Here is a 25249-nt window from a genome sequence, read left to right as displayed (position 1 = left end):
GGGGGAGGTATTATTATTTCAAGGTTCTCGGGTTCTTTCTGTAGTGCAAGGCCCACTGAGGCAAATTCTTGGTCAATTTTTTCCTGCTTTCCTGGAAAGACTCTTCAGTCCATATTTGTTCTGCCGCAGTTTTGCACTCCGGATACTTCCCGTACTTCCGCGTTGCTTCGATTGCCGCTTTGACGTTTTCCAGAGGGGTTCCTACGGATATTTCGCATCCCGGCATGATCACGGCGGTGGTGTGCGGGGTGGTGTGCTCGATAAATTCTTTAATCATGGTGCGGTTGTACTCGGCGTCCTTGTAGGCCAGGGCCTGGGTTGTCGGGGCGTTCATGACACAGGCGATGCCTTTGTTTAGCCTTGCCACCCATTCGCACCACTGTGCCCAGGACCATCCCAGCTGCTTCATCGGCTCGTCGTACTGAACGCCGGCATACGGCATGGATGCAAGCATTTCCATTGCGTAGGGCAGGTTGTGGCCGCAGATGTGGTGGAACGGATATTTGAAGATGCTGGCGCATTTTTCTGCAAAGATCCGGTCGTAGATGCCGAACTCTTCGAACTGCCTGGGGCCCCAGGTCCGGGCGCCGCCGAACACACAGATGAATTCTATGCCTGCCTCGGCATAGGGGCGGCACGCCTCAAGAGAACCCAGCAGGTACTCTGTTACCAGCTCCAAATAGTAGTGAACTTTTGACTTCGGCTCGGAAACCGTCCAGCGCAAGAAGTTTTCCACACCTACCGCCCATTCTGCCAGGTTGCTGGGGTTGGGGATTCCCAGGATCGTCGGGACGGTGTTGTTCATTTTTTTCTGGAATTCCAGCATGTGGTCGAAATGCGGCAGGTAGTGGGTGGCCAGCCTGCCGAGCCCGTACTTTTGCCAGGGCTTGCTTTCGTAGACTTTGATCATTTCGTCGAGGCTCTTGGTCACTTCGCGGAACACAACGTAAGACTTGCCGTCGCGCAGGTCGTAGCAGCTTTTGCGCTGTTCCGGAGTAAGAAGGGGATCCAGTACGTGGCTTGGGCAGAAGTACGGCCAGATTACGTCCTGGCGCAGGTCATGCCAGGTTTTCAAAACCGCATCGGTGACCTTATCCACATCATCCCATGTTTCGTAGAAGTCGTATCCGGCGTATATTATTTGCCATTCGTCGGTTTCGATGGCTACCGGGACCATATCCGGATCTTCCAGCTCAAATGCCTTGCGCATTCTTTCCGTATGGGTCATCTCTCCGATTTGAGGGAGGTTGATGCACTTTTCTACCCATTTGTCCACTACTTGGCTCATCTGTTTTCCCTCCTTGTAAATTTCCTGAAAATTATTTTTGGCTTCTCTGCGCCAGGAGCCTCTTCATGCCTTCTGCCGCTTCCCAGGCATCGTCCCAGGCGTCATCGGCTCCCATTTTTTTGGCTACCTCTGAGTCTACCGCGGGGCCGCCGCAGACCACCAGCACCCTGTCCCTGATGCCAGCCTTTTGGAACTCCTTGACGAGCTCCTCCACATGCAGGAAAGTTTCGCTCATGTACGTACCCAAACCCACGATGTCCGGATTGTATTCCTTTACGGCCTCTATAAACTTTTCCGCAGGCACGTCCAGTCCCAGGTCGATGACCCTGAAGTTTTCTCCTTCGAATACCGGAACGGCAACGTCTTTTCCTACACTGTGGATGTCGCCCCAGATTGTTCCGATTACGATCGTTCCTATGTATTCGGTCTTTTCATTTTGTTTGATCTGGGGCTTGAGGATTTTCAGGCCTGCATAGTAAGCATCCACCGATCCCATAACTTCCGGCATGAAGATTTCCATGTTGTTCCAGAGTTCGCCGACCCTTCTCATGCCCGCAGACAGTCCGGCTGAAATCGCTTCAAAGGCCTGGATTCCAGCTTCTAAAGCCTCTTTGCACTTCGCTTCTACCCCTTCCACATCCATATCGACAACAGCCTGGGCCAGCTGAGCCAGAATCTCCTCTTTGCTTGCCATGCTTCACACCCCTTTAAGTTTTTTTATTTTTTTAAGAAGCTTTTGATTTCCGGAAATTGCATCTTGCCTTTAAGGAGCAGTAATCACAGGTAACCTTCGATTTTCCACCCAATCCCGGTCCCAATCCAATGGCCTGGGTCGTAGACTTTAGAGGCGTCATGATGCACGTATCGGTTAGCGAAACCCCGATTTTAGAAGGCTCCAGGATTTGGAACAGCTTTCGTTGATCGGTTAATTCCCACCCCAGATAACCGGGACTTAAAGCTACACTGGAAGACAGGCCCTCCGCCTCGGCGATCTCCTCAACCATCCTGCATCCTTCCAGGGCGAGCATGTCTACGGCCAGGGAGCCGATACTGTCGAGGATATACGCTTTTGCAGGAAAACCGTTCGCTCGGTATTCCGCCACGCGCTGCTCCAGGCGGGGACCGATGGTGCAGCACATGAAGTAAACCCTGGTTGCCGTGCGCATCAACTTTGCCATGATGTGGACCCCGAACCTGTGGCCGGTTTCCACGGTGAGATGGTTTTCTCCGACTTCGGCAACCGAAAGGGAACGGTAGATGTAGACGGGATCGATGAGATTAAGCGCCTCGTCTAAAAGCTGCCGGTAGTTGTCCAGCGCCTTTTTGTTGATCTTGTTTTTTGCCTGCCCGACGCCGTGCACCCGGAGCAGGTCGTCCATTGTGAGATCGATCTTGACATCCCGGACGATTTCCATGTCTCACAAGCACCTTTCTGTGATGGGAGGGGGTGTTTCGGGTGGAGGGGCTTCTAGGCCTCTCCACCCGGATCATGAGCCGAAACCCGTTTACTCCGTTTTTCCGCACATTTTACCGCCGATGGCCCACTCGTCTGGAGGGATGTCCTGGAATGTAATCCAGATGTATTCTTTGGGAACTCCGGTTTCCTGATGGACCACCTCTGTTATTTTTTCGGCAATCCTCGCCTTGCGGTCCTTGGGGTGCCCCTCGAAGATGCGGATGTTGATGAACGGCATGCTCCTCACGCTCCTTTTTTTGTTTTAATTTTTCCCGTTATGCTGCAACGGGATTACGCCTTTTTTAGGGGCCCGGCGGGCCCTGGCGACCGAGGGGACGGATTCAGGCTTCGGGTTTTGCCCATAGATTGGTTACTTCCATGATCGCCAGGGCCAGCACGAGCCCGCCGGCCAGGGTTAGGAAGATGCTCCCCGGGGCCTGTCCGTTTTGGGAAAACATGCTGGCTACGGTGCCGAACATGATGGGGAGCTTGTTGGCCCAGGTGTTGGCGGTGAGGCAGAGGTGGATGGCGCACATCACCAGAGTCACGACGCCCACCACCAGGAGCAGGGCCAGGTTGGCGTTCAATCCTGCGCCGACCAGCAGTCCGATTAATTTCAGATAGATGAATCCCCAGATGATGCCGACGGCGGAACTGACCAGGTAGTGGGGAAACTCCTCCCGTTTCGCGCCGGCCCCGAAATATATGGGGAGGGCGACAAACGTCATCCAGATCAGGTTTTTAATCGGAAAGTATTGATAGAGAAAGACGTATATCCCGCACAAGATGCCGGCAACGATGCTCAGCTTGAAGAGGTAAGATTTCATTCGTTTCTCCCCCTTTTGAAGTTCTGCTCATGAAGACAACTCCGTGGAATACCTCCGGTAGAGTTCTTGCCTGTCTTGCTCCTCCATTTTGTAACAGTGTCTGTTCAGCTCCGGGAAGGCTCTTGACTCCACATCCTGGACGTAGTTTTTGAAGGCTTCTTTGATGATGTCGTAGAGGTTGCAGTATTGTTTGACGAATTTGGGGACAAAGCTCTTGTATAAGCCGAGCATGTCCTGCACGATGAGCAGCTGGCCGTGGCAGTAGGGGCCCGCTCCGATGCCGATGATGGGTATGTTGCTGCGTTTGGTGATGATCTTGCCTACTTCGGCCGGGATTGCTTCAAGGAGAATGGCAAATGCTCCCGCTTCCTCTAAGATCTTGGCATCTTCGATGATTCTTTCGGCCGCCTCCAGGCTTCTGCCCTGGGCCTTGAAGCCCCCGAGCATGGAAATGGATTGCGGCGTCAACCCCAGGTGCCCCATGACGGGAATGGTTGCCCTGGTCAGCGCCTGGATGGTTTCGGCCACTTCCCGGCCGCCTTCCAGCTTAATGCCGTCCACCCTGGCCTCTTTCATGAACCTGCCGGCGTTGCGAATAGCCTCCTCAATGCTGATCTGGTATGACATGTAGGGCATGTCTCCGATGACAAAGGCGCGAGGGGCGCCCCGCCGTACGGCTTCTGCGTGCTCGATCATGGTATCCATGCGGGCCGGAAGCGTTGAATCGTGGCCGAGTACGGTCATGTAGAGCGAATCCCCAACGAGAATTATTTCGATTCCTGCCTCGTCTTCCAGCTGGGCCATAAGGTGGTCGTATGCTGTCATCATCGTTATCGGCTTTCCGGTTTTTGCTTTTTCCCTGAGGTATGGGATCGTAACTTTTTCCACGATTTTCTCCCCTTCGTCAATTTCTTTTGACTAAAAGGTTTTTCTTTGCTATCCTTACAGTAGGCCATTTTTTTGGAGGAGAAACACAGGTTGCTCGGTGAACTCCTTGCTTCCTATGTTTCTCCTTTTTTGTTTTTATTTGCCCTGCTTTTTGCGATGGCTGGTAGACCGGGAAATCAAATTCTAAGTTTGAAGACGTTTACGGCAGTCTCGCCCAAAGCCTTGCGTCGTTGTTCCTCGGTGATGTCAATCACCCTGTACTTGGCCATTTCCGCATCCAGGTTTTCCGGCGAATCGGATCCCATCATGACCCGGTCGGCCCCTAAATAGTCGATGGCCCATTTGATGTCAGGGGTCATGCACCAGGATGTTTCGAGGTAGAGGTTTTTGAACTCACCGGCGATGAAAATGGCCTCGGGTGTCAGGGTGCAGGCTCCCGCGTGGGCCATAACGATGGGCACATCCGGATACTGCTTGGCCCTCGGAATCACCAGGGAGGGCAAAGAGAAGGGGATGCCGAAGGAGGCGTTGTGAATCATCACGGGGACCTTTAATTCCCTGGCGGTTTCGAAGAGGATGTCGGCGTCTTTTGCCGGAGGCATTAGGGCATGTCCGATGGTGTGGCATTTAACGGCCACAAACCCGAGCTCCTTGATGCAGCGGACGAGCTCCTGATAAACCACTTTTTCGTCCTGGTGGGGGTTGATGCTGGCGATGCCGAAAATTCTGCCGGGATACTTTTGGGCCAGCCTGGCAATATCGTCGTGGATTTTAATCGGGTCAGGGGCGCCGGGGAAGGGCTGAACTATGGAGATGTCCACCCCGTTCCGTTCCATCGAAGAAATAATCTGTTCTTCTGTGCATTCCCAGCCAAAGACACGACATGGACCCAAATGAACGTGAGCATCAACGATCGGCATGGAAATTTCTCCTTTCTTTTTCTTTTCGATGCAACAAAACCGCATGACACTAACTTGATTCATTTGTTTTCTGATACGTTTTGTGCTATCACCCTCCTTATCCCAGATTGTTTATTTCGACAACTTTTGTTCCATATTACGGAACCTTGTTCCAATAATCACAGATAAAAAATATGGAAAAAGTGAATTATTTTTGGTACCCCAGTGCGGCGGAGAGTTCTGATGCGATGCTCATGACGGTAGGATACACTTCCATTAGCCTGGTTTTGGTGAGGCGACAAGAGGGGCCGGCAATGCTTATGGCTGCTATGATGCGCCCCGATACATCGCGGACGGGAGCGCCGACGCATCGAAAACCGATGCTCAACTCTTCGTCGTCTATGGCATACTGCCTTATTCTGACGTTTTCCAGCTCCTGGCGCAATTGTTCCAGAGAAGAGATGGTGTTTATGGTGTATTGCTTGAATTCTTTTCCCCGGTATAACTCTTCCAATTCTTCTGCCGATAATTCGCACAACAGGGCTTTTCCCAAGGCAGTGCAGTATGCCGGCAAACGGGAACCAATCTTAATTTCCATCTTTAAGATGTGGTTGGTTTCAACCTTATCGATGTAAATAGTTTCCGTTCCGTCTAATATGGCGAGAATTGCCGTTTCTCCGGTTTCCTGGCATAATTTCTGGAGATACGTCTTGGCCGTTGAGTCAAGCCCCATCCTTCTGGGCACTTCTTGGGCGATCTCAAATAATTTCCAGCCGGGTCGATATTTGCCGCTGTTTGAAACCTGCTGCACAAAGCCGTGAGCTTCGAGGGTTGTAATTAGCCTGTGAACGGTGCTTTTGCTCAGGTTGAGCTCTCTGCTGAGCTCTGTGATCCCCATATCGAAATGGCTTGCGCATATGGCTTTTAAGATGCCAATGGCTCTTTCTACGGACTGTACCTGGTAAAGGTTTTTCCTGGCTTCTGTTTTCTGCATCTCTACTTTATGCGTCAATTTTAACACTTCCTTCCCACATTATAAAACGAGAATTCATTTTTGTCAAGAGGTATATTCGAAATTTTTATAAAAATGAATAAAACGTTCCATATAATGAAACATATCGTTCATTTTTATATGTTTTGCCCATTGTTTTTGTTTTGATGCAGTATTTCAGAAGTACGCTATGAAATCGTTCCGTATAGTAGTACAGTTAACTCGCTCCTAGTTTTTATATAATATACAATAAAAAACTAGAATCTCCTTCTTTTTCTTTAAGATTCGCGGCAGATTCGCGGCGCCACAATTTCATTCAGCTCACCATGCCCTATCTGCTGCAGGTGCCCTTCTCGGGGAAATACGACCTCGCGGCCGTAACCGTAAACACTCCCAATGCTCCCCACTACTAATACTTTATCACTGGAACCTGGTGAACTCGTTAAAACCGCTCTAAGACCTTTAAAACCTTTAACCGACGAGGGCGAAGCTTATAACCAGCTTAAAAAGGCCACTAATTTCCCTATCCTGAGACCTGGCTACCTCCCGCCGGGCTTCAAGGTTGCCCCTTATATTATCGATGCATACGGCAAGCCAACGGCCAATCCCGACGTTATAGAGCTAACAGTGAGATATGTCCGCGGCGATGACCGCATTGATTTCTCAATAGGTGAAAGGGGAGACTTTGGTGAGGCGAAAGTAGAAAAAGTAACTATAAGAGGTTACCCGGGACGGTTTGATTATCGCATCACAGATGGTAAACCCTGTGGAATCCTGGTATGGACTGAAAAAGCAAACGGGGAAGAAGTTAACTATGTGTTAAACTTTACAGGTGTTTCTAAAGACGAGATCATTAAAATGGCTCAATCCATGCGAAACTTACATGAAAACTGATTATAGACATTCGTTCCTGTTCCTAAAATCTTCTTGCCAGCAGAAATACTTACATGGGGGACTTGTAATGGTTGGTTTACCAGCTATGAAACGGTATTCTATTATAACTATGACGGGAAGGCATATTGCAAGGATTACACAGGATATTGGGAAACAAATCAACCTGATGCCTGTCTCGACACTCGCCTTTCTGGCAACAGCAATGAGTTAGACTTTTGTGTTGGGTGTGCTAATGCAAATAATTTCACTTATAATAGATGGTACTACTACTATGTCCGAGCAGAGAAAGAAGAAAACTCCACAGGAAGTAAAGTTAAGGTTCAAGCACAAAGAAGCTGTAGATGTCCTTCCTCGTATTATAGCACATATTGTGTCTTTGCAGAGGGCAGCCAACCAATCGTAATTAATACCATTTTCTTCGGGATATGCACCTGGTTGGAGAACCTGGTGAGAACCAGAGAGGAGAGTTTTGATTGATCCCCGGTTTCTAGCAAAGGCTCCGAATAATGCTGACAATTTTGTATGAGCGGGGGTATTACAGTATCAGTAAAAACAAAATTTAATGAGTTGGACAGCAGCTTTTTTCATATTCTCAATTTTATGGGAGTCCAGTTCCTTTTTTTTATCCTGCCCTACTTGGTCTATTATGATGCAGGTCTTACCTTTTTGTTTGGCCTTTCTGCAAGCGCGTTAACATTGCTGGTGCTCCGCAATAAATATACTTATCGCATTAGATTTCTTGATACGGTAGCCGTTTTTACAGGAACAAGTGGTATCCTCTATCTTTACAACAATGCAGCTGCTGCTTACACATTACGACGCCAAAGGTATTACCAGGCAGGATCAACCCCTGAAGAGTTTCTAATGTCTTATATATATCGTGATTATTTTAATTTATCTAAAAATTTTACTGTACTCTTCCTTATATTTTTCTTGATTTTAGCCTCTGTTTTTATCTTAGCTTTTCTCTGGAATATAAAATCTAAAGAAAAAGTATCAAGAACAGAGCTGATTGATTTCCTCACTGCCTGTTATGGGTGGGTTCATTTCTTCCTCGGCAGGGCTTTCAACGCAAATTATGCCTGGAACAAGTTAAATCCTTTACCTGATCTTCTGCATTTACTGCTTATATTCCCTACTGTTCTTACGCCACTCCTGATCTTAAGTTTGGGATTAACCTGGTACGGAATCAAACCTTTGTTTAATCCAAACGATCTACTGAACATAAAAATTTTTTTCAGTACCATCCATAACCATGACGATCTGCCAGCATAAAAGAATTTCTTCTTTAATAAGGGTTGCCTGCCTCTGAAGTTGCATTTTTCCGAAAGGCGACTCAGAGGGTACCGATCAAGGGATAAGGAAGCTGAGATAATTATGTCTCGGTTACCCGGAACCTGTTGGTAACCGGCATCCGCCGGTCCTTCCCGAAGGCGCGGGGGGTGATCTTCACGCCGGGAGGCGCCTGCCTGCGCTTGTACTCGCTCTGGTCGATCATGTCGATTACCCTCCGAACCAGGTCCCGCGTGTAGCCCTCTGCGGCGATCTCCTCCGGGCCCAAATCCCCCTCCACGTACTTTTCGACGATCTGGTCGAGCACGTTGTAGGGTGGCAGGTCGTCCTCGTCCTTCTGCCCCGGTTTCAGCTCCGCGCTGGGCGCCTTTTCCAGGACGCGCCGGGGGATGATTTCCCATCCTGCAAGCCGGTTGCGGTAGCGGGAGAGTCGGTAAACGAGGGTCTTCGGAACGTCTTTTAAAACGGCGAAGCCTCCTGCCATGTCCCCGTAAAGGGTGGCGTAACCCACGCTGAGCTCGCTTTTGTTCCCGGTGGTGAGGACGATTCCTCCGTACTGGTTGGTGAGCGCCATGAGAATGTTCCCCCGGATGCGCGCCTGGAGGTTCTGGGCGGTGATGTCGCCGGGCGGAGCGCCAAAGGCCCGCCCGAGGACGGCGAGGTAAGCTTCGCAGATCTCCTGGATCGGGATTTCGAGGAAGTTGATTTTCAGGTTGGCCGCCAGCTGCCTTGCGTCTTCGCGGCTTTCCCGTGAGGTGTAGGGGGAGGGCATGAAGATCCCCGTCACCCGATCCGGGCCCAGGGCGTCCACCGCAATTGCCGCGGTAAGGGAGGAGTCGATCCCGCCGCTCAGGCCCACAAAGACTCTTGAGAAACCGTTCTTGTTGACATAATCTTTAACCCCCAGGACCAGGGCTGCGTAGATCTCTGCCTCCTCCGCGGCATCATGGGAAAGGCCTGAGGCAGCATTGGGCTCTGGTGCTGTTTTGCTTTCTGCCCGGGCCGGGCCGGGGCCTGCCGGGAGCGGGTGCGTTTTTGAGGAAGAGGGGGAGATGAAGATTTGCTGCACCTCTCCCTGAACCCCCGCAAACATTTTAAACTCCCGGTGGCGCAGGTCGTGAAAGCGGGTGCGGAGCACCCTCTCGGTTTGCAGATCCACAACCAGCAGGTCTTCCCGAAAGGCTGCCGCCCGCGCGACGAGGCTGCCCTGCTCATCAAAGACCATGCTGTTGCCGTCGAAGACAAGCTCATCCTGGGCGCCCACGAGGTTGACATAAGCGAGGCAGGCGATCTGGTCCGCGGCCCTCACGGAGAGCATCTTTTCCCGCTGCCGCTGTTTCCCCCGGTGGTAGGGTGAAGCGCTTAAGTTCAAGAGCACCTGCGCCCTGGCCTGGCGGGCCTCCAGGACCGCAGGCCCCACCGGGTGCCAGATGTCCTCGCAGATGGTGACCCCGATGTTTGCACCGGCAAAGGTGAAGACAAGTCCGCGGGAACCGCTCTGGAAGTAGCGCTTTTCGTCGAACACTCCGTAGTTCGGAAGAAAAATTTTATGGTAAATTCCTTTGAGGGAGCCCCGGTGAATTACGGCCGCGGCGTTGAAGACCTCTCCTTCTTCCAGATCGACGAATCCCACGACTACTACAGGATCGAAACTTTTCGTGAAAGCTGCCAGATCCTCGAGATGCTTCCGGTTGGCTGCCAGAAAGTCAGACCTGAGCAGCAGGTCCTCCGGGGGGTACCCGGTCAGGGCGAGCTCGGGGAAGCAGACGAGATCCGCCCCTGCTTCGGCCGCCCGGTTGATGAAAGACGTGATCTTGCGGCAGTTGCCCGAGAGGTCGCCAACTGTGGGGTTAATCTGGGCCAGGGCCAGGCGCAAAGTTCCTTCCCCCTTGAAACTACAGGTCGAAGTAGAGGTGAAACTCGTAAGGGTGCGGGCGGAGCCTGACGGCGTCGATCTCCCGCTCCCGCTTGTACCTGATCCAGACGTCGAGGAGGTCCAGGGTGAAGACGTTCCCTTTCAGCAGGAAGTCGTGGTCCTTCTCCAGGGCATTGATCGCCTCTTCCAGGGAGGCGGGAACGGTCTTCAGGCTGCCGGCCTCCTTTTCGTTTAATTCGTAAATGTTTTTGTCAACGGGCTCTCCCGGGTCGATTTCGTTTTCAATCCCGTCCAGGCCCGCCATGAGCATTGCCGCAAACGCCAGATAGGGATTGCAGGTGCAGTCCGGGGGGCGGAACTCGATCCGCTTGGATTTAGGATTTGCCGTGTAAACGGGAATCCGGACGGCAGCGCTCCGGTTCCGCATCGAGTAGGCGAGGTAGACGGGGGCCTCAAAGCCCGGAACGAGCCGCTTGTAGGAGTTGGTCGTCGGGGCGCAGAAGGCCATCAGCGCCGGAGCGTGCTTCAGCAAACCCCCGATGTAATACCTGGCAATTTTGCTGGTTAAGGCATATCCCTTGGGGTCGTAAAACAGGTTCACGCCATCTTTCCACAGGGACTGGTGGGTGTGCATCCCGGAGCCGTTGTCCTGGAACAAGGGCTTCGGCATAAAGGTGACGACCTTGTTGTGGCGCCTCGCGATGTTTTTCACGATGTACTTGTACATCATGCACTTGTCGCCCATCCTGGTCAGGCTGTCGAACTTCATGTCGATCTCGGCCTGGCCGCCGCTTGCCACCTCGTGGTGGTGCACCTCGACCCCGATCCCGACTTCGAGCAAGGCGGCGACCATCTCGCTGCGCAGGTCCTGGTGGGAGTCGTGGGGCGGCACCGGAAAGTAGCCCTCCTTGTAACGGGCCTTGTAGCCGAGGTTGGGGTTCTCCACCCGGCCGGTGTTCCATTCTCCTTCGATGGAATCGATGTAGTAGTAGCCGTAGTTCACATCCTGGTCGAAGCGGATGTCGTCGAAGATGAAAAACTCCATCTCGGGGCCCCAGTAGCTGACATCCGCGATCCCTGTTGATTTCAGATAGTCTTCTGCCTTCTTGGCCACGTACCTGGGGTCGCGGGTGTAGGGCCGGCGCGTAAGCGGGTCGTAGATGTCGCAGATGATCGAGAGCGTGGGAGCCTTGCAGATGGGGTCGATTACCGCGGTATTCGGGTCCGGAATCAGGATCATGTCGCTTTCCTGGATTTCCTGAAAGCCGCGGATGCTGGAACCGTCGAATCCAACCCCCTCGTGGAAGATTCCGTTTCCCTCAAGGTCGTCAAGCTCCGTAAGCTCGCTCACAGGCATGGTAAAGTGCTGCCAGAGACCCGGCAGGTCGTTAAACTTCAGGTCGACGAACGCGATTCCCTTTTCCTTTACAAAAGCCAGTACTTCCTCCGGTGTCATTTGAAACCCTCCCCTTTCTGAGTCAATTCGGAGTCAATACCCGCGTGTTTTGAGCCCCTTCAGCTCCAGATTTTAAGGCGGTATCCCGTCTTTCACCCCCTGCCGGCTAATTGAAAAGGGCCCCTGCAGAAAAGCAGGAGCCCCATTGCCCCAAAATGAAAAGCCCTCCATCAGGAGGGCTCCGTTACCCTTGCTGCTCCGGGCAGACAACCTTGCCTGCCTGCGCTATTCAGCTCACATCTTAATATTAATCGGAGCAGGTCAACCTGTCAACCGAATTATTAAAAGTATACATAATACTTCCTTCGCCTGCTTCCTCAAAGCCGTCTCCGGCTGAATCTACCTTGTTGAAAGCTAGCCAGGGTTATGCCGCATTTTCTTGCAGGCAAATATCAGGCAAATATTACATATACACCGTCGTCCTGATCTGTTAGAATCAAAAAGAGATGTAAGCAGCAAGTAAAATGTAAGTAGTAAGTAATAAGGAAGGCAAATTGCGGGTGGGAGAACCCGAAAAGCTGCGAAAGGAGAGGAAACCTGTGAGAGTTTGGGCCAGGCGGTGGGTAGCTCTCTGGTTGGCTGTTGTTATGCTGGGCGGAAGCGCGCTGGGATGGGCGGTACCGGCTTGCGGCGGGGAGGCTCCGGGAGCGCAGGCTGCCAGGGTCAAGGGAGCCAGGATCACGCTGGAAGAGGCGATCGCGCTCGCAAAGCAGTTCGTCCGCATCCCCGAAGAGTACAAAAATTTCCAACCGGGCTACAGTGAAGATGAGAAACAGGGGGTTTTCTGGGAACTGCACTGGAGCAGCGATGAGCACCCTGATTCAGACAGCATTTATGCCCGGATAAATGCCGAAACAGGGGAACTGTGGTCGCTGGACCAGTGGAAAACCCCAGCTCCCGGAACCGCGAGGCGCGGCTTTCCCAAGCTGAGCCGCGCCGATGCCGTGGTGAAGGCCGGGGAGTTTCTCAAACGGGTTTTACCGAATTATGTGAAGGATCTTAAACTTGATTCGGAAGACGGGTCCTCTTTTCCTTATGTCAGCCTGCGGGACGGGATGCCGCCTGTTTACTCCTTTAACTTTGTGCGGATGGTGGGCGGCATCCCCTTTCCGGAAAACTCCGCCAGCGTCGAGGTTGACGCGAATACGGGCGAGGTCCGGAGCTTCCACTTCAACTGGGACGGCCGGTTAGAGTTTCCGGAGGCAAAAGATCTCATCGCTCCCGACCAGGCAGCGGCATTGTGGCGGAAAAACGCCGGGGTCCGGCTCGCCTACTTCCGCCAGGGTGAAGAGAGAGACGCCCCGGCGCGGCTGGTTTTTGCCCCTGAAGCCCGTGAATTGATGATCGATGCCAGAAGCGGCGAAATTTTAAAACCCGAGCGGCATTTCGATTATTACGGATTCGAAATGGGCGGAGCCGGCGGCGGGGAGCACAGGGCAATGAAAAGTGCACCGCTCACACCGGCCGAACAGGCAGCCCTGGCCGAGATGGAAAAGCTCATCAGCAGGGAAAAGGCCCTTGATCTTGCACGCTCCCAGATCGAGATTCCCCCCGGCTTTGACCTTGAAAGTTCCAGCCTGCAGCAGGAATACTTTTCAGGGCAGAAGGTCTGGAACTTCTACTGGCGGAACAAAGATGAAGAAAGGTCTCTCAACGTAGGCGTTGAGGCCGGAAAAGGGCAGGTCGTCAGCTTTAACCTCTCCGGCCCCGGCCCGGAGCCGACCGGGGAACCCCGCATCACCGAAGCCGGGGCGCGGGATATGGCCTCCCGCTTCCTTGCCAGAGTCGCGGGCAGCTATTTAGGAGAACTTGAGGAGCTGCGCGTCGCCCCGGTGCCCGGTCCCTATCCTGTGCATAAACCTGCTGCGTCTGAGCCCGGGCAGGTGAAGCCGAAGCCGGTGGCCTACGGCTTTACGGCGGCGCGCCTTGTGAACGGCATCCCCTTCAGGGGGAATGGCGTCCAGATCTACGTCGATGCCGTTCAGGGGAAGATTACAAGCTACCGGCTCAACTGGTGGGAGATGAAGTTCCCAGAGGCGCGGGGAGTGATCAGCAGGGAGCAGGCAGAAAATGTCTTTCTTGCGGGCGGTTCTCTCGTTTTGTGCTACCGGCGGGATTTTCCCACTCCGTACCAGCCGCCAGAGGATCGCCCCATTCGCCTCGTCTACGCTTTAGACACAGGCAAATCCCCTGTCTATGTCGATGCCTTTCAGGGAACAGGGCTGGATTACGACTTCCAGCCAAAGCAGGGTGCGGACCAGATGGCCTTTTCCGACCTCTCCGGACACCCCGCTGCCGGTGCCGTAAACCTGCTGGCGAAAGCCAGGATTATCCCGGTGTTCGAAGCCGCCTTTCACCCGGAGGCAAGGCTTTCGCAGCGCGACTTTTTAATCTGGCTGGTGCGGGCTTCCGGCTGGCAGCCGCGGCCTGCCTCCGATCCTGACCGGGAGTTTGAAAAGGCCTGCCGCCAGGCCCTGATGCTCGGCATTCTGAAGCCCGGCGAGCAGTACTCGCCCCGGGAAGACTTGAGCAAGCTTGCGCTGGCCCGCCTGGTGGTGCGCGCTCTGGGCTGGGACGAGGTGGCAGGACTTGCCAGCATCTGGTCCCTGCCCCCAGGTCTGGCAGGTCTGCCGGCCTCCGAGCAGGGTTGCCTGGCCCTGGCCGCGGGGCTCGGAATCTTCGATTTAAACAAAGGCTTCGACCCCGGGTCCGGCCTGACGCGTGCGGAGGGAGCCTCTGCCCTCTACCAGATCCTTAACAGGTCCTGACTTCGCATTCAGGCCGCACTCCAACCGGCCTGCCGCGGCAGCCGGCCGCTTTCTCACCGGCTGCCGTTCAACCGGCCGGCCCTGGCGCTGCGCAGGCGCGCCATGGCGGTGTTTGTCGTCTCCGCGACGTTCACCTCGCTCCTCGTTTTTATTTCCGGCAGGAATCGAGAAAAATTTGTCAAAGATTAAACAGAAAGCCTGGTTGCCTTTTCATAAACCAGGGGCCGCCTCTGGAGAAGTTCAGGTTGAGGCTCGAAAGGAACCTGAGCGCGGAGCTGGCTTCTTTTCAGGGCGTGATGGTTAGCTTTTCTGTGGGGCTGGCCTATTACCCTGAGGATGGTAAAGATGTGGATTCCCTCCTCACGGTTGCGGATGCCAGGATGTATGCCGAAAAAGAGGCCAGAAAGGCTGGCTCCGGCCGGCAGCTTGAAGTGCCCTCCACGGCCTTCATCTGATGGTGAGGCGATGCCTGGTGGATACGGTTTTGTTTGAAAAAAGAGCGAGGCCCAAGCCCCCAGTCAAATGGGCGGGAGGCAAGGGGCAGCTCATCCCCCAGTTTGAGCCCTTGTTTCCCGAGAGGTTTGGGATCTACCATGAGCCCTTCGTGGGGGGTGGGGCCGTTTTCTTCCACCTTCTCCCTGACAAGGCCGTGCTGATCGATAATAACCCAGAGCTCATTAACTTCTACATTGTTGTGCGCGACCATCTGGAGAAGCTTATCTTCCATGCGCAAGGGCACAAAAACGAGGCCAGCTACTACTACCAGGTGCGGGCCCTCGACCCTGAGAAGCTGGATCCGGTGGCGCGGGCATCGCGCTTTCTCTTCCTCAACAGGACCGCTTACAACGGCCTCTGGCGCGTGAACAGGCAGGGAAGGCACAATGTTCCGTTCGGGCGCTACAAGAACCCCAAAATAGTGGATGAAGAGAACCTCCACCTCGTGAGCGCTGCTCTCAGGAGGGCCGAGGTCCTCCTTGACGATTTCAGCAGAGTGCTTGATTTTGCCCGGCCGGGAGATTTTGTTTACTTCGACCCCCCTTACAATCCCCTATCCGGGACGGCGAATTTCACGGAGTACACCGCAGATGCCTTCGGGGAAGAGGACCAGCGGCGGCTGGCCGGGGTTTTCCGCGAGCTTGACCGGCGCGGGTGTTTCGTCATGCTCTCAAATTCTGATACGCCGCTCGTTAGAGACCTGTACCAGGGGTATGATGTTCGCACGGTCTGGGCGAAGAGGGCGATCAACTGCCGGGCCGACAAAAGGCGGCCGGTGGCTGAACTGGTGATCAGGAACTACGGGTGCAGCGCGGGCGGAGGTGGTACCGAACAAGGCTGACCTGCCAGAATGCCGAAAACAGGTGCCCGCAGCTCATTATTTCCGCCGCCGTTCTCGGGCTGAGCCTCATCATCTGCGTCGTCCTCGCCACAAGCACCTGGGCCAGGCAGCGGTCTACGATCAGGGTCACCGGGGCGGCAGCGACGCGACCTCCCTGGAAAAGATCACTAAATCCCTGTTTTTTGCTTTAGTCTGAATCAATAATATCTGGAAAGTTAACCTAATTTTTGAAACCAGATAAACCGATTTATCAAACATTAAAAATATTATCCATTCGAGAGAATAATAAACTTGGGGAGAAGTCCTGGTGCCGGATATTTTGCTTGTTCTGGGCCGGAAACAGTGTAAACTTCGTTCAGGCAAAAATCGCCGGCCATCAGGATTTGCGAAGTGCCCAGGAACTGGCGGGGCAGGTGACCGGCATGGCTCCAGATCTGGCGGCCAGGAGGAAAAAATACTCGGCCAGCCTCAGGGAGGCGCTCAAGAGTTTGGTCCGCACCCTTTCTTCCCTTCCGGAAGTGAAGAAAATCAGCGTCTTCGGCTCTTACGCGCGGGGGAGCAGGGACCTTCTCACCGACCTGGACGTTCTGGTGGTGATGGATACGGAGGAGGACTTTGTGACCCGGCTGCGTCGGATTTATGGGCTTCTAGAGCTTCCGGTGGACTGCGACATTCTCTGTTACACTCCGGCGGAGCTGGAAGCCCTTAAAAGCAGGGGCTTTTTTAAAAAAATCCAGGATGAGGAGATTGTGCTGTATGCGCAGGAGTAGCCTGGAAGAAGGTTTGAGGTGGCTGGAGCAGGCCCGGGAAGATCTGAAGTGGGCAGAGGATTTGGCCCAGAGGGGGGGCTACTACCTGGCCTGCTTTCTCTCCCAGCAGATCGCGGAGAAGGTCTTGAAGGCTTTTCTCTACGCCCAGGGGCTGGAAGTCGTCTTGGGGCACTCCATTGCCAGACTGGGCGCAGAGGCGGTTGAGCTGGATGGAGAGTTCAAAGACAAAGTGCGGCGCTGGTCTGTGCTGGACGGTTACTATATTCCAACCCGGTATCCCAACGGGCTTCCGGACGGCATCCCGGCCCAGGTGTACAACCAGGAGGCGGCCCAGGAGGCTGTCAGGCTGGCGGCGGAAGCGGTGGCCTTTGTGGCGCAAAAACTTGAGCAGCCCGGGGGGCGCGGCAGGCCCCGCCAGGCGTTTTGATCGGGCAAAAGCGATCCTCCCATTCCGATAGAGCGGGAGGTTTTTTGCCGCCTCCCTGAGCCCGGACTGCCTGCCCCCTCATTCCCTCCACCGACCCATGGATTCCCGATTTTGTCTCCTTATTTGTGAGGCCCCCTATTTTTTCCTAATTCGGCGAAATTGCAGCCGTCAAGTTTTCTGGTAGCTTCCCTAGATATTCATTCAAGCAGTTCGAATAATGGCGTTAAGGAAGAACTTATACCCGGTTGGTACTGGTCCAGGGATCCTGGTCCCTATATGTTTTACTTCAATGCCGTCGGTAGCGGTGGTTAATCTTTGGAGGTGAAGAAAAAATGTGGAAAAAGAGGTCTCTTTTTATGGTTCGCCGCGATGCTCCGCCCGAGGGGTGGGGTAACGGGCTGGATCAGGCGCCTTTCGCAGCCGTTGTCGATGCCGAAGGAAAATTGCTTGGAGTTAAAAGCGAGCGCTACGCCGGGATTTATAAAGATACTCCCTTTTACGAAATTGATACTCGGGAGGGGCCCTGGCAGGTAAAGTTAAAAGCTTACGATTTCACTGTCCCAATTTTCGAGAGGGAAGGCGTGAATGTTTTCTACCGGGGCAGCGATCAGAAAGGAAATATTTATGTTGGCGTTAAACCGGCCAGCCTGATGGGAACTAGCGACTTCTACGTTGTGGTTTTCTCCCGCGACCTGGCCAGGAAGAGTGAGTACCGGGTCACCCTGGAAAAAGAGCGTCCGAAGGAGTATCCGCCAAACCTGAGCACGGGGGAGATGTTTCAGGTATCACCTGACGGGAAATGTTTTAACATGGCCTTCCGGAAAGATGGCTTTGCAATCTATCAGCTTCTGCCCGTTGGGGAAACCGGTTAAGGGACTTATCACAGATTCAGAGTGTGACATGGGACGGGAAAAACTCTTCGGGAGCGATCGTTGGTAATGGGCAGTATTACCTGTTTTCGGCAGCCTGGGGAGTTGAAGCAAGGGGCTGCCGAGCCGGGTGTTCCTTTGGAGTTCAGGTGATCGCTACACGGTATTCCCGCAGCCACATGTCCAGCTGGACGAGGTAGGCGAGAAGCTGGGCGCCCCCCATGAGCTGGCTGAACCAGGCCGGGTCGAACTCCCGGGCGCCGGAATCCACCACCTCCCGCACCGCCGCCGCGTTGAGCAGAGGGAGGAGCGGGGAGTTTGGGTCGCTCAGGATCTCCCGGGCGCGGGCGCGGACCGCCTCCAGGTAGGCGGGGTGGTGGGTCTTGGGGTACGGGCTTTTCCGCCTTGCAAGCACCTCCTCCGGCAGCAGCCCCTTCAGGGCGCGGCGCCAGGATCCCTTTTTCTCTCCGGCCGCAGGTTTTCATCCTCCAGGGGATGTTCCAGGCGTACTCCACCAGGCGGTGGTCGCAGTAAGGAACCCGCACCTCGAGGCCGACCGCCATGCTCATCCGATCTTTGCGCTCGAGGAGGATCGGCATGAACCTGGTGATGTTCAGGTACAGCATCTCCCGCATCCGGGCCTCAAAGGGATCCTCCCCCGGCAGGCGGGGCACCTCTGCGATGGCCTCACGGTACCGTTCGGCAAGGTACTCCTCAGGCCGGATTCTGGCGCGGAGTTCGGGGGAGAAGAGGCGCATCCGTTCGGGGAGCATCCGGTTCCAGGGAAAGGTGCCGCAGTTCAGGCTGTCCTCACGGTAAAACCAGGGGTAGCCGCCGAAGATCTCATCTGCCGCTTCCCCGGAGACGGCAACAGTAGCCCCCTTTTTGATTTCCCTGCAGAAAAGGTAGAGGGAGGCGTCGATGTCGGCCATGCCGGGCAGGTCGCGGGCGCGGAGGGCTGCTTCGAGGGCTTCCGCCAGTTCATCTGTCCCGATGGTGATGTGGTGGTGGCGTGTCCCCAACCGGGCAGAGACCTTTTCCGCCCAGGGAAGGTCGGCGTCCCGCTCGTACAGGTTCGCACGGAAGTAGCGGCCTTGGTCGACATAATCCACAGAGTAGGTGTCAAGGGGCCCAAGGCCCTTCTGCTCGCAGGCGCGGGCGGCAAGGGCCGTGATGGCGCTGGAATCAAGGCCGCCCGAAAGGAGGGCGCAGACCGGGACGTCGGAAACCAGCTGCCGCTCGACCGTATCCTCCAGGAGGGAGCGGATCCTGGCTGCGGTGGTTTCCGGGTCGTCCCGGTGCGGCTGGCTCTCAAGCCTCCAGTACTGCTGCGCGCGGATTCCGTAGCGGTTCCAGACCAGGCACCAGCCGGGCTTGAGTTCTTTAACCCCGCGGAAAACCCCGTGCCCCGGCGTCCGACCGGGGCCCATGACCAGGATTTCGGCCAGGCCTTCGGCATCGATCTCTGGCCTGACCATGGGGGTGGGCGAGGAGCGCTTTCAGCTCCGACCCGAAGAGGAAGGCGTTCCCCTGCCGGCAGTAGAAGAGGGGCTTCACCCCCAGGCGGTCGCGCGCTAAGAACAGGCTCTGGTCGGCCTCGTCCCAGATGGCGAAGGCGAAGATCCCGTTGAGGCGCGCCACGCACTCCCTCCCCCATTCCACGTAAGAGGCCAGCAGCACCTCGGTGTCCGAGTAGCCGCGAAAAACATGCCCCAGCGCCTCCAGTTCGCGGCGCAACTCCCTGGTGTTGTACAGTTCGCCGTTGTAGGTGATGACGCAGCAGCGCTCGCCGCGCCTCCGCACCATGGGCTGCTCCCCTCCCTGCGGGTCCACCACAATCAGGCGGCGGTGCACCAGGGCGGCCGCGGGCGAGACCCACATCCCTGCGGCATCGGGCCCCCGGTGCGCCAGGCTTTCCCTCATCTTTTCGAGAACCGGGAGTTCCCGGGTGAGGTCTCTTTCCCGGTCGATCCAGCCTGCGATTCCGCACATCTCACTCAACTCCTCTGGATAAGAAAATTGAACGGCGGTTGGGTCTGGATAAAAGTAAGCGGCGCCCTCGTTTTGCAGAAAACTCATGGCGCCGTTGCCACCTCTTCTTCTATAATTATGCTCATCATCACAAAAACGTGACCAGAAGGGAGGCGGGGTGGGAGCGCAAGAGCCTGCCACTTATTGAAGAAAGATTTGGGCTTATCCCGGACCACTTAATGAAAAGCTTTCCTGAAAGGAAAAATTCGTGTTAAAATATGTGTAAGCACAGAAGGGTGGTGGATCTTTGATGAGCCTGTCGCCGGGAGAGATCAAAATTCCCCAGAAAGAAGTTTATACCTATGAGGATTACGCCCTGCTGCCCGAGGGGGCTCCCTACCAGCTCATAGGAGGCAAGCTGGTGATGACTCCGTCGCCGACAACTTATCATCAAGCTATTTCTATGCGCTTGGGAGGGTGGATTTTTGCTTTTATTACTGCGAAGAACCTGGGTATGGTTTTTTCTGCACCCATAGATGTCTATTTCGAAGAAAAGGAAACTTACCAGCCTGACATTGTTTTTGTTGCGAAAGACAGGTTCCAGATCATCGAGCCTGCCAGAATCAACGGCGCTCCCGATCTGGTAATCGAGATTTTATCTCCCTCCACCGCCTATTACGATTTAAAGAAAAAGGCGAGGACCTATGCCGCCCACGGAGTGAAAGAATACTGGATTGTGGATCCCGAAGACAAAAGTGTTGAAGTATATGTGGGGCAGGAGGGTAAATTTTCCCTGAACCAGAGGGTCGAAGCGGAGGGAAAGGTTAAATCCCTTGTTTTGCAGGGGTTTGAGGCAGAAGCAAAAGAGATCTTCGCCGCGCTCTGAACCTTTTCTATCCTTCTCCAAAAAAAATTGCGTGTTAAAAGGCACTTTGCGGAAATCCGGACTTTTTCTAAAACCAACCTTATCATGATGCTCTTTGCATTTTTGCAATACTCCAGGATAACTTCTAATTGAAGGACATCAGACTGAGGGTGCCGACGGAGGAGTTAAAAGTATACAAAATACTTTTTCCCAAAGGGGTTGTATTTTTGAGAGACTCGTGTAAAAATAATTAGAAAACTAAAGTATTTCGGCGAAGCAGTCGGGCTTCGGGATGAGGAGGTCCCCGTAAAAACAGTACGGGGGCTTTGCTTTTCCCCTCGTTTTACGAATGATAACAAGCGTGATGCTGGGGGCCGCACGGCGGCTGGACCGGTGAGCCGTTACCCGCAGGGTGAGGAAACGTAGACTATCTGCGGATCGGAGGGCAGGCCGGTGGGGGTCGGGAGCAGACCTCGCCGTGAACGGAACGGGGGAGGGGGCGTGGGATTAACTTGCCGGAGGACGATGCGATAGTCCCTTTCTTTCAACCGATAATAGCGGTGGATGCGGGAAAAATAGCCGGTTACGAAGTGCTGGGCCGGGTACAGACACCAGGTGGTGTTTACAGCCTCGGGCCCTTTTTCCACGATCCGGCAGTTCCCGAGCGCGCCAAGGTTAAGGCCGACCGCCTGATACGGCAGAAAGCCCTGGAGCAGGTAGCTGCTGCGGGTATCGGAGCCAAAGTATTTCTGAATATCCAGCCGCAGTGGGTTTACCCGTTTCTTGGCCGCGCCGAACGCCTGCCGACCGTCGACTACCTGCAAACGTATGGTATATCAGGTGACCGGATCGTGATTGAAATAAGCGAGGCGGGAGCTTCCGTGGCCCCAAAGGATCTGGCCGAACTCGCTGGCAGATACCGCGAAGCCGGTTGCAAAGTTGCGCTCGACGACTTCGGGCTTGAATTTAACAACCTTGAAAGGATTTTTGTCCTCAAGCCGGACTTTTTAAAGATCAGCACCGCGTTACCAGGAGATACCAGTAACAAAGCGCTCTTCTGCTCCCTGCTGAAAGTTCTTGGCCTTTTTGCCCACGAAACAGGCTTAAACCTGGTGCTGGAGGGCGTAGAGACCGAAGAGCAGTTCCTGGCAGGGCTTGATGCCGGCGTCCGGTATTTTCAGGGTTATTTCTTGGCTCCGCCACAACCGGAACTGCTGCCCGAGGATAGTCTGGCGGATTTGATCGCCCGAGAATTGGATCGTTACGTGAGCGGAAAGGTTAAACGCTGGACTGGCGAGCTGGAGATCGCCGCGCAGATGAACGCGCTGTTGAACGATGTGTCGGGCGCTGCCGACCGTCTGGACGAATGCCTCAGTCAGTTGCTTCGCGCTGCGCCCCCATCGTGGATCAGGGTTTATGTTTGTGACAGTTACGGGTATCAGAAAACGCCCAACTACGTCAAAAACGGCACGGGTAACTGGCTTCCGCAGTACGGGTACGTCGGGCGCAACTGGTGCTGGAGGCCATATTTTTTCCCGTACGTGGTCGAAGCCGCCCGGAAAAGGCAAGGGGTCCTCTCAGCCGCGTATCTGGATCTGGAATCGTGCCGGCCCGTTCGCACGTTCGTTTATCCTCTGGGCGCCGACCGCTTTCTGTTTATTGACCTGGAGGCTGATTCCGAGGGGTTCGCCGGAGCAGAAGAAAGAGTCCCGTGACCACAAAGCAGGCGGGGTGGAGTGGATGATGCAGCCAAAAAAGTATACATAATACTTACGCAAAAGGGATTGCATCTTCTCATCGGACGTGTTATAAAGTTTTACAAAAAAGCTTCGGCGAGGCAGCCGGACCCGGGATGAGGGAGTCCCCGCAAAAATGCGGGGATTTTGCGTTCCCGCACCGTTTCCCGGCTCTGCCGCAAAAAGATCAGGCCGGGCGTCCGCAGGGCTGCGGAACCGGCAAGGCAGCGATGCCCCTGTTTGAGGAACAAAGTAGTTCCTGGAACAGGGGCTTTTGTTCTGGGAAGTAGCAATTTCGATGTGCTGGGTTGCTGTTTAAAACAAAACTACAAGGGGAAAGGAGTTGAATGGTTTTATGACCAGAAAGATTGCCATTTACGGAAAGGGTGGGATCGGCAAGTCCACCACCCAGCAGAACACGGCGGCGGCGCTGGCCTACTTCTTCGGCAAGAAGGTGCTCATCCACGGGTGCGACCCCAAGGCCGACTGCACCCGCCTCATCCTCGGCGGCAAGCCGCAGGAGACGGTGATGGATACCCTCCGGGAACTTGGCGAGGATGCGGTGACCATCGACCGGGTGGTGAAAACCGGGTTCTGCGGCATCAAGTGCGTTGAATCTGGGGGGCCTGAGCCGGGTGTCGGTTGCGCCGGCCGGGGCGTGATCACGGCCATCAATCTGATGGAGGAACTGGGCGCCTACACGCCGGACCTCGACTTTATCTTCTTCGACGTGCTCGGGGACGTGGTTTGTGGCGGCTTTGCTGCCAGTGTGACGATGGACGAGATGGAAGACCTCGTGGTCAAGTACGGACTTCTGGAGTAGGAGGTTGAACCTGATGAAAATGATTCGTGCGATCGTGCGACCTGAAAAGGCCGAAGATGTGGCAGACGCCCTCGCCGGAGCAGGGTACGTTGCCCTGACGAAAATGGACGTTATCGGCCGGGGCAAGCAGAAGGGGATCCAGGCTCGCGACATTAAGACAATGTTGATGCTGGTCGCCGAAGACGAAAATGTAGAGGAAATTGTGGAGATTATCAGCCGGGCTGCCTACACCGGCCACTTCGGAGACGGGAAGATTTTCATCAGCCCGGTGGAGGAGGCCTACACGGTGAGGACTGGAAGCAAGGGGTTGTAAGAGAAGGTTGAACGGTTTTGGAAGGAGGGAGCCAGGTTGAAGGAAATCATTGCCATCATCCGGTCTAACAAGATGACCAGGACGAAAGAAGTTCTGGCGGCACTGGGTTTTCCGGCCCTGACCGCCTGGAGGGTGCTGGGCCGGGGGAAGCAAAAGGGTCTTGCAGGGGAGGTATCGTTCCAGGTTTCGCCGGAAGTGCTGAGCCAGCAGGGGAGCATGAAGTACGTTCCAAAGCGGCTGATTTCTCTCGTCGTCGATGATGAGGACGTTCTCCTGGTTGTGGGTGCCATCATCAAGGTCAACCGGACGGGTGAAATCGGCGACGGACGGGTTTTCGTCTGCCCGGTAGAGGACGCGGTACGGATCCGCACCCAGGAGCGGGGCACGGCAGCAATTTTGTGAAGGGGCCTGCGGGAAGACCTGCAGCAGGAGCTGAAAGCACTGAACCGGGAGTGGAGGATCCCTTTTGTTCTGGTGACCCACTGCTGCTGCGAAGAACAGCTGGCAAGCAAGGTCTTAAGGCCCTTGCGGTTTCGAGACCGTGTAATATGGACAGAAGAAGGGAGGGATTTTTTTGCGGGCATTGGTGGTGCAGCACGTGGCCTGTGAGGGGCCAGGGTTATTAGAGGATGTGCTCTGCCGGAAAGGATGGGTGCTTGACGTCAGATGTATGGACCAGGCCGGTGCAGCCCTGCCGGAAAGCCTTGGGAATTATGATGCCTTTGTAATTCTGGGCGGGCCGATGGGAGCCGATGAAGAAGAAACCTTCCCCTATCTTTTTCAGGTGCAGGAGTTAATAAAGAAGGCGGTATCACTACGGCTGCCGACGCTGGGGATCTGCCTGGGTGGTCAGCTGATCGCCCGGGCGCTGGGAGCAAATGTAAGGCCGAATCCGGTCAAGGAGATCGGCTGGTACCCGGTCCGCCTGACTCCGGCAGGCCGGGTTGTTCCCCTTTTCGCCGGAATGCCTCCGGAGTTCGACGTTTTCCAATGGCATGAAGATACTTTTAGTTTACCAGACGGAGCGTTTTTGCTTGCCAGGGGCGAAACCTGCAGCAACCAGGCGTTTGTCTATGGGGCATTTACGCGGGGGGTTACGCCTGGGCGCTTCAGTTTCACCTAGAGGTGACGCCGGAGATGATAGAAGAATGGGCCCGGGTTTACGCGGATGAGCTGGCGGCTTTTGGCGGGCTCGGGGCCGCTGAGGCACTGCTTCGGGAGACCCGGGCGCAATGGAGAAAGATGCGACCCTGGCGCGAGCGCTTCCTGCAGAACGTCGAGAGGGTTTTACGGGGGGACATTTTTTAAGCATTAGGATGATGATTAAAAAGTATACAAAATACTTTTCCCAAAGGGGTTGTATTTTTGAGAGACTCATGTAAAATAAAGACAAACGAAGATGTTGCGGCGCAGGCGCCGGACCCGGGATGAGGAAGTCCCCGCAAAAATGCGGGGATTTTGCGTTCCCGCACCGTTTCCCGGCTCTGCCGCAAAAAGATCGGG

24 protein-coding genes and 3 pseudogenes are annotated in these 25249 nt (G+C 54.8%); 15 read left to right on the top strand and 12 right to left on the bottom strand.

Translation table 11 applies throughout. From position 1 onward, the window contains the following. Window positions 1-13: 13 nt before the first annotated feature. From HPY58_09535 to HPY58_09500, 8 genes are all read right to left on the bottom strand, one after another. On the bottom strand, window positions 14-1288 hold the full coding sequence (locus HPY58_09535; protein NPV29872.1) for a hypothetical protein: 1275 nt from the start codon (window positions 1286-1288) through the stop codon (window positions 14-16). Between the two features lie 31 nt (window positions 1289-1319). Next, a complete protein-coding gene (locus HPY58_09530; protein NPV29871.1) occupies window positions 1320-1982 on the bottom strand; it encodes a cobalamin-binding protein in 663 nt (220 codons plus the stop codon). A gap of 31 nt (window positions 1983-2013) precedes the next feature. Then, window positions 2014-2703, bottom strand: a complete 690-nt coding sequence (locus tag HPY58_09525) for a hypothetical protein (GenBank protein NPV29870.1) — start codon at window positions 2701-2703, stop codon at window positions 2014-2016. A gap of 90 nt (window positions 2704-2793) precedes the next feature. Further along, window positions 2794-2982 (bottom strand): 4-oxalocrotonate tautomerase family protein, encoded by a 189-nt coding sequence (locus HPY58_09520; protein NPV29869.1) that lies wholly within the window; start codon window positions 2980-2982, stop codon window positions 2794-2796. 103 nt (window positions 2983-3085) lie between these two features. Then, on the bottom strand, window positions 3086-3571 hold the full coding sequence (locus HPY58_09515; protein ID NPV29868.1) for a DUF1097 domain-containing protein: 486 nt from the start codon (window positions 3569-3571) through the stop codon (window positions 3086-3088). A gap of 27 nt (window positions 3572-3598) precedes the next feature. Then, window positions 3599-4462: a 3-methyl-2-oxobutanoate hydroxymethyltransferase gene (gene panB / locus HPY58_09510; protein NPV29867.1), complete on the bottom strand. Its 864-nt coding sequence runs from the start codon at window positions 4460-4462 to the stop codon at window positions 3599-3601. A gap of 173 nt (window positions 4463-4635) precedes the next feature. Then, window positions 4636-5379: an amidohydrolase gene (locus HPY58_09505; protein ID NPV29866.1), complete on the bottom strand. Its 744-nt coding sequence runs from the start codon at window positions 5377-5379 to the stop codon at window positions 4636-4638. A gap of 187 nt (window positions 5380-5566) precedes the next feature. After that, window positions 5567-6370, bottom strand: a complete 804-nt coding sequence (locus HPY58_09500; protein ID NPV29865.1) for an IclR family transcriptional regulator — start codon at window positions 6368-6370, stop codon at window positions 5567-5569. A 375-nt stretch (window positions 6371-6745) separates the two neighbouring features. Between HPY58_09500 and HPY58_09495 the strand changes: the two genes are divergently transcribed. Then, the gene (locus tag HPY58_09495; GenBank protein NPV29864.1) at window positions 6746-7243 is read left to right on the top strand and encodes a DUF4367 domain-containing protein; all 498 of its coding nucleotides are present in this window, start codon (window positions 6746-6748) and stop codon (window positions 7241-7243) included. Window positions 7244-7765: 522 nt separating this feature from the next. After that, window positions 7766-8518: a hypothetical protein gene (locus HPY58_09490; GenBank protein ID NPV29863.1), complete on the top strand. Its 753-nt coding sequence runs from the start codon at window positions 7766-7768 to the stop codon at window positions 8516-8518. Between the two features lie 100 nt (window positions 8519-8618). Here the strand turns inward: HPY58_09490 and HPY58_09485 are convergent, their stop codons facing one another. Together HPY58_09485 and glnA are read right to left on the bottom strand one after the other, a co-directional pair. Then, complete coding sequence (locus HPY58_09485; GenBank protein NPV29862.1) at window positions 8619-10412, bottom strand: NAD+ synthase; 1794 nt, start codon at window positions 10410-10412, stop codon at window positions 8619-8621. 19 nt (window positions 10413-10431) lie between these two features. Then, the gene (glnA, locus tag HPY58_09480) at window positions 10432-11868 is read right to left on the bottom strand and encodes a type I glutamate--ammonia ligase (GenBank protein ID NPV29861.1); all 1437 of its coding nucleotides are present in this window, start codon (window positions 11866-11868) and stop codon (window positions 10432-10434) included. Between the two features lie 539 nt (window positions 11869-12407). Between glnA and HPY58_09475 the strand changes: the two genes are divergently transcribed. The 7 genes from HPY58_09475 to HPY58_09445 all read left to right on the top strand — a co-directional run bounded on the left by HPY58_09475 (window position 12408) and on the right by HPY58_09445 (window position 18041). Then, on the top strand, window positions 12408-14636 hold the full coding sequence (locus tag HPY58_09475) for a hypothetical protein (GenBank protein NPV29860.1): 2229 nt from the start codon (window positions 12408-12410) through the stop codon (window positions 14634-14636). A gap of 245 nt (window positions 14637-14881) precedes the next feature. Further along, window positions 14882-15091 carry a diguanylate cyclase gene (locus HPY58_09470; GenBank protein NPV29859.1) on the top strand — a complete coding sequence of 70 codons (210 nt, stop codon included), beginning with the start codon at window positions 14882-14884 and terminating at the stop codon, window positions 15089-15091. Further along, window positions 15091-15972, top strand: a complete 882-nt coding sequence (locus HPY58_09465) for a DNA adenine methylase (protein NPV29858.1) — start codon at window positions 15091-15093, stop codon at window positions 15970-15972. The genes HPY58_09470 and HPY58_09465 overlap by 1 nt, the downstream gene beginning before the upstream one ends. Next, complete coding sequence (locus tag HPY58_09460) at window positions 15936-16163, top strand: hypothetical protein (protein ID NPV29857.1); 228 nt, start codon at window positions 15936-15938, stop codon at window positions 16161-16163. The genes HPY58_09465 and HPY58_09460 overlap by 37 nt, the downstream gene beginning before the upstream one ends. Before the next feature lie 231 nt (window positions 16164-16394). Then, a complete protein-coding gene (locus HPY58_09455) occupies window positions 16395-16742 on the top strand; it encodes a nucleotidyltransferase domain-containing protein (GenBank protein ID NPV29856.1) in 348 nt (115 codons plus the stop codon). After that, entirely contained in the window at window positions 16729-17169 is a 441-nt protein-coding gene (locus HPY58_09450) for a HEPN domain-containing protein (protein ID NPV29855.1), read from the top strand. The genes HPY58_09455 and HPY58_09450 overlap by 14 nt, the downstream gene beginning before the upstream one ends. A gap of 332 nt (window positions 17170-17501) precedes the next feature. Continuing rightward, window positions 17502-18041 (top strand): hypothetical protein, encoded by a 540-nt coding sequence (locus HPY58_09445; protein ID NPV29854.1) that lies wholly within the window; start codon window positions 17502-17504, stop codon window positions 18039-18041. A gap of 142 nt (window positions 18042-18183) precedes the next feature. On the opposite strand, the pseudogene asnB reads toward HPY58_09445, so the two are convergent. Then, a pseudogene (gene asnB, locus HPY58_09440) lies at window positions 18184-20030 on the bottom strand (asparagine synthase (glutamine-hydrolyzing)). A 310-nt stretch (window positions 20031-20340) separates the two neighbouring features. On the opposite strand from asnB, the gene HPY58_09435 reads away from it, so the two are divergent. Both HPY58_09435 and HPY58_09430 read left to right on the top strand, forming a co-directional pair. After that, complete coding sequence (locus tag HPY58_09435) at window positions 20341-20895, top strand: Uma2 family endonuclease (protein NPV29853.1); 555 nt, start codon at window positions 20341-20343, stop codon at window positions 20893-20895. A 491-nt stretch (window positions 20896-21386) separates the two neighbouring features. Continuing rightward, the gene (locus HPY58_09430) at window positions 21387-22589 is read left to right on the top strand and encodes an EAL domain-containing protein (protein NPV29852.1); all 1203 of its coding nucleotides are present in this window, start codon (window positions 21387-21389) and stop codon (window positions 22587-22589) included. A gap of 101 nt (window positions 22590-22690) precedes the next feature. On the opposite strand, the gene HPY58_09425 is transcribed toward HPY58_09430, so the two are convergent. Then, entirely contained in the window at window positions 22691-22861 is a 171-nt protein-coding gene (locus HPY58_09425) for a hypothetical protein (protein ID NPV29851.1), read from the bottom strand. Window positions 22862-22965: 104 nt separating this feature from the next. On the opposite strand from HPY58_09425, the pseudogene HPY58_09420 reads away from it, so the two are divergent. From HPY58_09420 to HPY58_09405, 4 genes and pseudogenes are all read left to right on the top strand, one after another. Further along, a pseudogene (locus tag HPY58_09420) lies at window positions 22966-23373 on the top strand (AAA family ATPase). A gap of 73 nt (window positions 23374-23446) precedes the next feature. Next, on the top strand, window positions 23447-23746 hold the full coding sequence (locus HPY58_09415; GenBank protein ID NPV29850.1) for a P-II family nitrogen regulator: 300 nt from the start codon (window positions 23447-23449) through the stop codon (window positions 23744-23746). A gap of 36 nt (window positions 23747-23782) precedes the next feature. Then, window positions 23783-24148, top strand: a complete 366-nt coding sequence (locus HPY58_09410) for a P-II family nitrogen regulator (protein NPV29849.1) — start codon at window positions 23783-23785, stop codon at window positions 24146-24148. A 172-nt stretch (window positions 24149-24320) separates the two neighbouring features. Continuing rightward, window positions 24321-25054 (top strand): annotated as a pseudogene (locus HPY58_09405) (type 1 glutamine amidotransferase). Window positions 25055-25249: the final 195 nt, after the last annotated feature.

Source organism: Bacillota bacterium (genome assembly GCA_013177945.1).
Lineage (GTDB): Bacteria > Bacillota > DSM-12270 > Thermacetogeniales > Thermacetogeniaceae > Ch130.
The sequence above is the reverse complement of the archived record's forward strand: the minus strand, read 5'-3'. Positions and strand labels throughout refer to the sequence as shown.